This is a genomic window from Caballeronia sp. LZ003, from assembly GCF_031451465.1.
Lineage (GTDB): Bacteria > Pseudomonadota > Gammaproteobacteria > Burkholderiales > Burkholderiaceae > Caballeronia.
Genome location: NZ_JARUXJ010000255.1, coordinates 1 through 9,770, shown reverse-complemented (window position 1 = coordinate 9,770; position 9,770 = coordinate 1). Strand labels below are relative to the sequence as shown.

General features: G+C 61.7%; 8 protein-coding genes and 2 pseudogenes. 2 read left to right on the top strand and 8 right to left on the bottom strand.

What is annotated here, in order from left to right; all coding sequences use genetic code 11:
- Positions 1–145: 145 nt before the first annotated feature.
- The 8 genes and pseudogenes from tnpC to QCE79_RS38235 all read right to left on the bottom strand — a co-directional run bounded on the left by tnpC (position 146) and on the right by QCE79_RS38235 (position 6,177).
- The gene (gene tnpC, locus QCE79_RS38270; RefSeq protein ID WP_309854122.1) at positions 146–1,711 is read right to left on the bottom strand and encodes an IS66 family transposase; all 1,566 of its coding nucleotides are present in this window, start codon (positions 1,709–1,711) and stop codon (positions 146–148) included.
- A 30-nt stretch (positions 1,712–1,741) separates the two neighbouring features.
- A complete protein-coding gene (gene tnpB / locus QCE79_RS38265) occupies positions 1,742–2,086 on the bottom strand; it encodes an IS66 family insertion sequence element accessory protein TnpB (RefSeq protein ID WP_250469971.1) in 345 nt (114 codons plus the stop codon).
- Positions 2,083–2,502, bottom strand: a complete 420-nt coding sequence (tnpA, locus tag QCE79_RS38260) for an IS66-like element accessory protein TnpA (RefSeq protein ID WP_284503555.1) — start codon at positions 2,500–2,502, stop codon at positions 2,083–2,085. The genes tnpB and tnpA overlap by 4 nt, the downstream gene beginning before the upstream one ends.
- Positions 2,503–2,551: 49 nt before the next feature.
- Complete coding sequence (locus QCE79_RS38255) at positions 2,552–3,415, bottom strand: flavodoxin domain-containing protein (protein WP_309854118.1); 864 nt, start codon at positions 3,413–3,415, stop codon at positions 2,552–2,554.
- Positions 3,412–4,335: pseudogene (locus QCE79_RS38250) on the bottom strand (FAD:protein FMN transferase). The gene QCE79_RS38255 and the pseudogene QCE79_RS38250 overlap by 4 nt, the downstream one beginning before the upstream one ends.
- Before the next feature lie 119 nt (positions 4,336–4,454).
- Positions 4,455–5,192, bottom strand: coding sequence for a DUF4198 domain-containing protein (locus QCE79_RS38245; RefSeq protein WP_309854125.1), 738 nt, complete (start codon positions 5,190–5,192; stop codon positions 4,455–4,457).
- Positions 5,193–5,266: 74 nt separating this feature from the next.
- Positions 5,267–5,506, bottom strand: a pseudogene (locus tag QCE79_RS38240) (DUF2271 domain-containing protein); the annotation flags it as partial.
- A 26-nt stretch (positions 5,507–5,532) separates the two neighbouring features.
- Positions 5,533–6,177 (bottom strand): PepSY-associated TM helix domain-containing protein, encoded by a 645-nt coding sequence (locus tag QCE79_RS38235; protein ID WP_309854115.1) that lies wholly within the window; start codon positions 6,175–6,177, stop codon positions 5,533–5,535.
- A 500-nt stretch (positions 6,178–6,677) separates the two neighbouring features.
- Between QCE79_RS38235 and QCE79_RS38230 the strand changes: the two genes are divergently transcribed.
- Together QCE79_RS38230 and QCE79_RS38225 are read left to right on the top strand one after the other, a co-directional pair.
- The gene (locus tag QCE79_RS38230; RefSeq protein WP_309854112.1) at positions 6,678–9,059 is read left to right on the top strand and encodes a catecholate siderophore receptor Fiu; all 2,382 of its coding nucleotides are present in this window, start codon (positions 6,678–6,680) and stop codon (positions 9,057–9,059) included.
- 78 nt (positions 9,060–9,137) lie between these two features.
- On the top strand, positions 9,138–9,770 hold a 633-nt coding region (locus QCE79_RS38225), incomplete at its 3' end, for a Fe2+-dependent dioxygenase (RefSeq protein ID WP_309854109.1).

Below are 9,770 nucleotides of genomic sequence, written 5' to 3'. Positions count from 1 at the left end.
ATCAAGATGAAGCTAGGAGGCGTGAGCCCGGTCGCATACCGGTCTCTGCTCGCAACAGCATAGCTGTCACACCGTCCAACTTTCGGGGGTCACTTCATCAGCAATCGTGGACATGATCTATCCAAATCTATCCAGATCTATCCGGTTAAGGCGTAGGCGGAGTGGCCGGCTTCAGTTTGCCGGCCACGTTCCAGGGCAGCAATTCGTCGATGCGTGAGATCTTGTGGTCAGCGATATGGGTTAGGACGTATTCCAGGTAGGCGCGCGGATTGATCCCGTTGAGCTTTGCCGACCCGATCAAGCTATACATCGCGGCGGCTCGCTCGCCTCCGCTGTCGGAGCCGACGAACAGATAATTCTTGCGTCCGAGTGCGACACAGCGCAGCGCGTTCTCGGCAAGCACGTTGCTGATCTCGACTCGACCGTCCTCGCAGTAATACACGAGCGCCGCCCAGTGGTTCAGCGAGTAGTTGATGGCTTTGGCGAGCGCGGACTTCGTCGACAGTGTCGCGAGTTTCGCCCTAATTGTCGCTTCGAGCTTCGTGAGCAACGGCCTGGTCTTTTCCTGCCTGAAGCGCAGACGCTCGTCAGGCGCCTTGCCGCGGATGTCGGCTTCGATACTGTAGAGCTCGCCGATCATCTCGAGCAGTCGCTGGGTATCTGGAGTCGGTGTGCGCGCGTGAACATCGTAGATATACCTCCTCGCGTGGTCCCAGCATGCCGCTTCGTGGATCTCGCCGCTCGCATACAATTGATCGAAACCCGCGTAAGCATCGGCCTGCAGGGTCCCGCGGAATGCGGCGAGCCGGGTCTGAGGATGTACGCCTTTGCGATTCGACGAGAAGTCGAACCATACCGCAGCCGGCTCACTCGAGCCCGAGCGGTGATCGTCACGTACGTAGACCCAGAAGCGGCCGGTCACCGTCTTTCCGTTGCCTGGCGCGAGCACCGCAACCGGTGTGTCGTCGACGTGTACTTTGCCGGCGACGAGCACGTAGCGCTGGATTGCTTCCACAAGCGGCCCGCAGAGCTCGGCGATCTGCCCGATCCAGCGGCCCATGCTGGCGCGATCCAGCGTCACGCCGTCGCGTGCCGCAATCTCCGATTGGCGATACAGCGGTTGATGATCGGCGAACTTCGATACCGCAATGTCGGCCAGCAGGCTCGGATGCGCAATGCTGTGCTCGATCGGCAGGCTGGGCATCGCGGGCTGTTCGATGTGGCCGCAGTCAGGACAGCACAGCTTGTGACGGATCGTGCGGATCACTTTGAACACAGCCGCCACGCGCGCGAGTTGCTCGGAGGCATCCTCGCCGAGTCGCTGCATCGTTGTCGCACACTTGGGGCAAGCCGGATTCGGTGTGAGTTCGATTTCATCGCGTGGCAAGTGCGGCGGCAGCGGCTCTCGCGTGGGCGCTCGACCGGGCGGCGCCGTCGACGTCTTGTCTCGGTGTCCTCGCTTCTCGGCCGCGCCCTGACCGGCCGTCAGGTCTTCCAGCTGCGCCTCCCGTTTATCGATCTGCCGGGCCAGTTTCTCGGACTTGCTCCCGAAGTACATCCGCCTGAGCTTGTCGATCTGCGCCTTCAAGCGTTCGATTTCGTCGTCCCGTGCGGCAATCTCCCGCACCATGTTCTCGATCGACGCCTGCTGCTCGAGCACCAAAGCTTGGAGCTCAGCGACGGAGGTGGGAAGCGGCGCATCTCTGGACATGCGTCGCAGTTTACGAGCCTTCGATGTGGTTTACAACATCGACAGAGCGGCGGTGCGTTGTGGGTGTCGCCAGTCGATGCCTTCGAGGAGCATTGACAGCTGTGCGCTCGTTAGATGGATCTTTCCACCGTCGGCCTGTGGCCAGATGAACCGGCCTCGCTCCAATCGCTTTGCGAGCAGCCAGAGGCCATCGTCGGTTGCCCAAAGCAACTTCACGAGATCGCCGCGGCGGCCGCGGAAGATGAATACGTTGCCACCCAGCGGATTCTCCTTGAGCGCTGTCTGCACTTTCGCGGCCAGCCCCTGGAAGCCGCAGCGCATATCGGTCGCACCGGCCACGAGCCAAACGCGCGTACCTGCCGGCAGCGCGATCACTTCAGACAATCCTGCAGGAACGCTTCGGCGCGCTCGGCAGACAGGCCGCGAATCCTCACACGCCGTTTGCCAATCTCCACCTCGATTTCGCACGCAGGGGGCGGCATCGGTACGCCGCGTGGCGCTTGCGACGCCATTGCCGACTCCGGCGGCTGCAGTACCAATGCCGAGTCAACCACCTCGACGCTCAGCAAATTCATGCTGGGCACGCTCGACGCGGCTTCGAGTGCAGGGACAGGCAGCTTACCTTCACGGTATTGCTTGCGCCATCCAAACACTACATTGGCGTTGATGTCGTGCCGTCGCGCAACAATCGACACTGACATGCCGGGTTCCAATGTCTCCCTGATCACCTGCTGCTTGAATTCTTGCGCATACGTGCGACGGGGATGCGTACGGCCCGCTGCGTTCGACATGGCTGACTGTCTCCGTCAATCTGAACGCGCTTATCATGCATCGAGAAATTCAGTACTGTGAAACGGTCATGCCGAGTCGCTTACCTTGCAGCCATGTGCGAACTGTTTGAATCGCGTGCCGCGGCCGGATCTGCGCGATATCGCCTGCTTGCCACTCGAGCGTGGCCCTTTCTGTCGGCGTAAGGCAAATGTGATAAGCCGGACGTCCCGCGCTGCTCGGATTGAGCAACGTCCGATTCGTTAGTGTCCAGCGCTCGAATGGCTTCAATGCGGGCATCGGCGCGTTAGAATCGCCGCCCGCGATCGCCGATACATGCGCGTTCCATGTGCGCAAAGCGGCAGGATCGCCGTTATCGACTTCGATGATGTCGAAAAGCGGCTGCGCGCTGCGTTCGCGCAACCACGCGTGCACGCGATGACCGAAGCCGCAAAAGTCGCGGTAATGCCGATCGCCCAGCGCCAAAATACCGTACCGCAGCGTCGGAAGTGACGGAAGTTTCGGCGCGAGCGACTGCATGGCGTGACCGGCGAAACGCGATGCATTGTCCGGCGCATCTCCCTCACCCGTCGTGCTAACGATGAAGAACGCCCGCCGATAACGGTTGAGCGCCTCGGCATCGACTTCGTCCAGGGATTTCAGCTCGATGCACGCATCGCCCAAGAGACGCGCGCTGTGCGCGGCGCATTCTTCCGCGAAGCCGGTCTGGCTCGCGTACGCGACGAGCGTCGGCTTGTCCGCAGTATCGAAATGGCTCGCCGCCGTGGGATGACGACGCGCGCTGCGGGCCGCCAGACACATCGCCGCGTAAGACACGACAATGCCGCACGCCATGATCGGCCGCGCGCCACCGCAGCACACGGCGCAGGCGCTGCCAATGGACAGCGCCGACCACCACTGCGCCGCGCGCTTCATTCGAGCATCCCGGCGTACGCGGGGCTGACACTGTCGATGAAGCCGTCCACGGTCCGCACGACAAAGCGCGCCGCGATCCGCTCGCGCCGCGCGAACGCCATGCCGGCATCGTGGCCGAGCACCATCAACGCGGTCGAATATGCGTCCGCCCGCATGCATTCGCGATGCAGCACCGTCACGGAAGCAAGCGCATGACTCGCCGGATAGCCGGTACGCGGATCAACAATATGCGCATGATGACGCGCGGTTGCATCGACGAAATAGCGGCGGTAGTCGCCCGAAGTTGCAACCGACAATCCATGCAGCGCGATCAGATCGTGCGATAAAAGCGGCGCGCCGAGGTCCTGCTACGGCGGCGTCTCGATTTCGACCCACCAGGGCGAGCCATCAGGCTTCACGCCTTCGCCGCGCAACTCGCCGCCCACCACCAGCCGATGCGCGATACCCAGCGCGCCGAGCGCATCGTCAATCGCATCGACCGCGAAGCCTTTAGCAATCGATCCGAGATCGAGCACCGCTCCGCCGGGTTGCCTGACGCGATTCGCATCGCGATCGAGTTCGATGCGTTGCCATCCGCAGCGCCGCCGCATGGCTTCGACGTCGTCGGCGCAGGGCACGCGCTCGCAGCGCCCGGCGGGACCGAAGCCCCACAGATCGACCAGCGGACCCGCGCTCGGATCGAATGCGCCGCCCGTCAAACGCGCAACTTGCAGCGCCGTGTCGATCACGCGCAAACATGCGGGCGGCATGTCGATCCACGTATCTGACGGCGCGCGATTGAAGCGGCCGATGTCTGAGTCCGCGCGCCAATGGCTCATCTCCGCGATGATCGCGTCAAGCGCGTTTCGGATCGTCGAATCGACATGTGCGTCGTCATGTTGTGGCGACAGTACGCAGCCCACGGTCCATGTCGTGCCCATCGTGTCGCCGCCGAACTGCGCGAGGCGGCCATCGCTCATGGCGGCCAGCGTGTCCGGCATCAAGCCTAACGGCACGACGACGCGGCGCGCGCACGCGACGTCGATAGGTTCGACGTGGATCACTGAGGCATCACTTCGAGCGTCGCGCCGTAGTTCGCGCGCCGCGATTGCGCCTGCTTCGTGTTCGTCTGCGCGTCCTGCACGCCGGCCTCCATCCAGTACATGCCGGGCGCTGGCCATTTGACGCTGAACCGGCCATCGGCATCGGTCGTCACGTCAAGCTCGTTAAGCTGATCGCGATAGCGAATGCCGCCCGGCACCACCGTGACCTTCACGTTGGCTGCGGGCTTGCCGTCGAGCACAAGCCGGAAGCTCGCGGGCGTCCCGGCGACCAGATCGTTCGGATGAGTGAGCGGCGTCATTTCGAGTCCGCGCCCTGAGTTTGTAAGCGCGGTGGAGGTCGGCTTGCCCCGCGTCACGAACGATTCAACGCGCGTGTTGGATTCCGTCACCTTCAGATCCTGCGCGTCGGCGGGCACGTTCTTGTCGAGCGTCTCGGCATTGCCGCGCCAGCGTTTCGTTTCACCGTTGACCTTGTAGCTCGCGAACAGCGCGTGGCTTTCGACCGCGATCTTGTACGTGCCTTCCTGCGTCAGATGCACATCAAACACGCTGCGATAGCGGCCCGTGCTCGCGTTCTCCGACATGACCGCATTGCCATCCGGCCCCGTGACGACGAGACCATCGAGACACAGCGGAAAATGCTCGAAGTAGAAGAGGTCGTTGGAGACCGCTGCATCGACGGTGATCCACGGATCGGTGCCTGACAACACGGTCGCCGACGGCAGAATCCACATGCGATGCGCGTGCGACGCGGCGGGCGCCAGCGTCAGCGCAAGCGCGGACGCGAATATCGAATTCTTGAATGCGAGATGTCCTTGAGCCACTTCGTGCCTTCGCCGTCCTTTTTCTTTCCGTCGTACCAGACGGCCAGCGTCGTGACTGGCGTCTGATCCACCTTCTCGATCCACATCGACACATAAGGCTTGTGATACTCGGCGACATCGAGCCGGGGAATAACCACCGTGACGTTCATTTCCGCCGCGTGTGCCGCATCCGTGAGCGGCACAGCGACGGCGCTGACGAGCGTAACGGGTAGCAATCGACGCAAGTCGGCTCTCTTTTTATCGTTGATATTTAATGGATGAAAACGATCGCGAGCAACACCGGCGCGACGAATCCCAAACCGACGAGCGGCCACGTCGCGCCGCGATGGCGCGCGTGCAGCTTTATAAGAAACAGCCCGGTGATGCTGAAAACGACACATGCGCACGCGAAGACGTCTATGAAAAGACTCCACGCGCCGCCAGTGTTGCGGCCCTTGTGCAGGTCGTTAAGATAAGAAATCCAGCCGCGCTTCGTAAGTTCGTATTGGACGTTGCCGCTGGAGAGGTCGATGCTGACCCACGCATCGCCGCCGGGGCGTGGCAGCGCGATATACGCTTCCCCGCTCGACCACTCCGCGTCGCGCGCGTCCGTGTCGGTATTGAACTGGTCGTCGAGAAAGCGAGCGATTGCACCGGGCACGGCGCCATGCTTCGGCGCAGCGCTGAGGATTTTTAGAAGTGCATCGGGAAGCCGGGCAGACGCCCGTGTGACGCTCGGATGCGCCTCGATCTGGCTCGCGTGATTGAGCGTGAAGCCCGTTACGGCGAACGCTATCATGCCGACGAGGCAGACTGCCGAACTGATCCAATGCCAGCGATGCAGATGCCTGAGCCAGAAACCGCGTCGCTGCTTTGCCTGACCGGGCGTCGATGAAGGTGCCGAGAGAACGTTCATGGTTATGCTTTCGCGGCACGCTGCCGCCGATGTCAAAACACTTTCGGGGCCAATGAATGATTCGCGTTTGAAAACGCTATCCCCGCGCAGTACAAAAGCTGTAGTGCGCCGTATAGCCACGCGAACGGAAGACTGGATATTAAGAATGTCCTTTTAAGAAGCCATTGACTTCTGAATGCGAACCATTTACATTTGTCACGCTTTCTTACAAGGTCGTTTCGTAAGCTTTCCCTGTACTTTGGAAGGAGCGTGCAGCGCAATCGCGACGAGCACCGCGGTAGCCGAATCGCACTGGCCGCTCGACGTGCACCTCCTGCGCACGGGGGTCACGCCTCGTTTATTCGAGCGTCGATTCACTGCTCTAAATCACCGTCAGCCAATGCGCGGGAACGCATCGATGTCAATGCGCCCGATCGCCTAGCCAGCTCCGCTAATTACCGGGGCGTAACCGGTCCATGCGCCTGTATTCATACAGGACTCCTATTTTCATAGAGCTGAAGATGGCCTACATTCGTAGTCGAAAACTCGCGCCTTGTCGCGCCATTCCTGCTGGCACAACGTTGACCGGCGCCGCCGCACGGGCAACGATCGTGGGCGGTATCGCGCTGGCTTGCGCCCTGCCCGTCGCGGCACAGACCACCACGGACGCGCAAACGTCGCAAGTCGCGCAGACCGAAATTCAGTCGCAGACGCTGACGGCGTCGCAAAGCGAGACGCTGCCCGCCGTGCGCGTGACCGCGTCGCCGAACAGCGACTACAAGAGCGAAACGCTTGCATCGCCGAAATTCACGCAGCCGATCGAAGATACGACGCAAACCATCACGATCATCAACAAGGACGTGATACGCGATCAGCAGGCCACCACGCTCACCGAGGCGCTGCGCAACGTGCCGGGCGTCGGCACGTTCTACGCGGGTGAGAACGGCAGCACCAGCACGGGCGACGCGATCTACATGCGCGGCCTCGACACGTCGAATAGCATCTATATCGATGGCATCCGCGATACGAGCACGGTGTATCGCGACATGTTCAACTACGAGCAGGTTGAAGTCATCAAGGGACCGTCCGGCTCGGACTACGGACGCAGCGCGCCGAGCGGTTCCATTAATCTCGTGACGAAGCAGCCAAATCTCGAGAACACGTTCGATGCGAGTCTGTCCGGCGGCACGTCGGACTATGCGCGCGGCACGCTCGACTGGAATCATAAACTCAACGATACCTCCGCGTTCCGCCTGAACATGATGGGCCACAAGGCGGACGTCGCGGGCCGCGATGAAGTCGAAAACAAGCGCTGGGGGATTGCGCCATCGCTGGCGTTCGGGCTGAATACGCCGACGACGGTCTATATCGACTACATGCACGTGAAACAGGATAACGTTCCGGATGGCGGCGTATCGACCATCGGTCTGCCCGGCTACACCGCGCCGAGCGCGGCGCTCGGCGTGCTCGCGACCGCGCCGAAGGTCGACACGCACAATTTCTACGGCACCGCATCCGATCACGACGATTCGACTACGGACATGGCGACGGTGCGCATTGAGCATCGGCTGAACAACGCAACGACCATTCGCAACACCACGCGCTGGGCCGAAACGAAGCAGGACTATCTGCTGACGTCGTTTATGGCGGCCGCCAGCAATCTGACGATTCCGAATCCCGCGAATCCCGCGACGTGGACGATGACGCGCACGCCCAATCTGCGCGACAGCAACAACCGCATCCTGACCAATCAGACCAACGTCACGAGCACGTTCAATACCGGACCAGTCAAGCACGATGTCAGCGCGGGCTTCGAACTGACGCGCGAAGAGCAGACGATTTATGGTCACAACACGCCGACGGAACCGGCCGTCAGCATCTACGCGCCGAACAGCGACGTGTTCGCGACCAACTACGGCCGCAACGGCGCCAATGCCACCGGCACGACGAACACCATCGCCGCGTACGCGTTCGATACGATCTCGATCGGTAGCCGTATCGAACTGAATGGCGGTCTGCGCTGGGATCACTACAACACCGATTACAATAGCGCTACGGCGTGCGGCGGCACAGGCCGGACCGTCGTCACGTGTCCGACAGGCGTATCGGCAGGCTCGCCGGTCACGACGATCGATGCATCGACCAACGGCAATCTGATCGACTGGAAAGCGGGCGCGTTGTATCGCATCACAAACAACGGCAACGTCTACTTCAACTACGGCATCTCGCAGCAGCCGCCGGGCGGATCGAACTTCGCGCTCGCGGCGGGCGGCACGGGCAACAGTGTGAATCGCATTGACTTCGCGCCGCAAAAAGCCAAGACGTACGAACTCGGCACGAAGTGGGAACTCTTCGGGCATCGGCTGCTGGCGACCGCCGCGCTGTTCCGCACGGACATCACCAACGAAGTGCAATTGCTCGATGACGGCACATACGGACAGATCGGCAAGAAACGCGTGCAAGGCGTCGAATTGAGCGCGCAAGGTCAGATCACGCCGGCGTGGTCGGTCATCGCCGGTTATACATATCAGGACGCGAAGGTCGCCGCGGGCACCGCCGTGTCGCAGGACGGCTCGACGCTGCTTTCCTACACGCCGCGCAACGCGCTTTCGCTGTGGACGACGTACAAGCTGCCGTACGGCTTCACGCTCGGCGGCGGCGCGCGCTACGTGAGCGGCTTGCAAAGGGGCACGGACGGCGCGGTCGGCACGCCGGATCACACCGACGCATACTGGGTCTTCGACGCCCTGGCCACCTACAATGTGACCAAGAACCTGAACCTGCAACTGAACGTGTACAACATCTTCAATCGCAGCTATGTCGCGTCGATCAACAAGAGCGGTTATCGCTACTTCCCCGGCGCACCGCGCACGGCGGTCGTGACCGCGAACATCAGCTTCTGAGAACGGTCGCTCACCGCGTGGAATCATGGGCAACAACACGCACGGCGGGCGGCGCAATACAACACGGAATCACGCATCATGATGCTGCACATAACCGAAGTTCTGAGCGCCGACGAACTCGCGCATCTGCGTGAAAAGCTCGATGCCGCGCAGTGGGTCGATGGCCGTGTCACGGTTGGATCGCAAGGTGCGCATGTCAAGCAGAACCAGCAGTTGCCGGAACATGCGCCCGAGATGCCGGCGCTGCGTCTGCTCGTCGAGAATGCGCTGAAGCGCCACAGGCTTCTCTTTTCGGCCGCACTGCCCTTACGCGTGTCGCCGCCGCTGTTCAACCGTTACGAAGGCGCGCATCACGAGCATTACGGATTCCACGTTGATGGGGCCGTGCGCGCGACGCCGACGCAGCCCGGATGGATGCGCACGGACTTGTCAGCTACGCTTTTCGTCAGCGCGCCAGATGATTACGAGGGCGGCGATCTGACGGTGCGCGACACCTATGGCGAACATGAGGTGCGTCTTCCGGCGGGCGACCTGGTGCTCTATCCATCGTCCAGTCTGCATAGCGTTTCTCCGGTGACGAAAGGCGCGCGCGTCTGTTCTTTCCTGTGGATCCAAAGCATGATCCGCAACGATCAGAAGCGCACGATGCTCTTCGAACTGGACCAGACCATTCAATCGCTGCGCACGAAATACGGCGAAAGCGACGAGAGC